At 57.9% G+C, this 756-nt stretch carries 2 protein-coding genes; both read left to right on the forward strand.

Annotated features, from left to right (window positions below):
- The first annotated feature begins 11 nt into the window (after positions 1-11).
- Complete coding sequence (locus tag G7A99_RS26030) at positions 12-110, forward strand: hypothetical protein (protein ID WP_371807661.1); 99 nt, start codon at positions 12-14, stop codon at positions 108-110.
- A 437-nt stretch (positions 111-547) separates the two neighbouring features.
- Positions 548-756, forward strand: a 209-nt coding sequence (locus G7A99_RS22610) for a type I-F CRISPR-associated protein Csy1 (RefSeq protein ID WP_240466383.1), incomplete at its 3' end; no start/stop codon positions are given.

Consider the following 756-nt stretch of genomic DNA (forward strand, 5'->3'; position numbering starts at 1 on the left):
TGGATCAGCCGCTGGAGGCGTGTGCGCGTCAGTTCGGCGTGGTGACCGTGCCGCAGAATGATCAGGGCTGGTGTTACGCCGATGCCCTTGGATTTACGCGTCGGCGATAGTGGGTGCAGGGGCCGGTGGTGGTGCCCGGCCCCTGCTCTGCCTGCTCGGCAGCGAGCTGTATAGCGAAGAGGTTAGTTGCTGAGCTGCCTTTACGGCAGGAAAACAAAATAGCATGTCGATAGGGTGTAGTGTTCATATATAGGGAAAATGTTAGGGATTGAAACTACGAGTTCGGCCAGCTAAGGTAGTACCCGATGGTGCGGCAACACCATCGGGTATGGATATCACGTGGCTATGCGTGAGTACCGGAATTCTCCCCGGACAGCGGAGAGTAAGGAGGTATATGGGGTGACTGGCATCCACTCGATCTCAATACCGTAACGCCGCATGTGTGACATGCGGCCAATTCACCCCGGCTCACTACCCTGAGCCGGGGTCTAGTTTGCCATTTTGGCATTTCTAGTTCTAGGCGCCAGTAGCCAAGGAGAGTGATCTAATGCCTACAGGGAGCACGGCGGCGCTGCGTAAGACCATCGAAGAGTTCCTGAGCGAGCGTCAGCAAACGAAACTGGACAGGTTGGCGTCGGATGATCCGAAGCGGGCAAGAATCATTGACGCCCATCAGAGAGAAAACTGGCTCGCGGACGCCACGCGGCGCGTCGCCCAGCTGCAGGTGGTCACCCACGCGCTCAAGGCCACGCACCC

The organism is Arhodomonas sp. KWT, assembly GCF_010993615.1.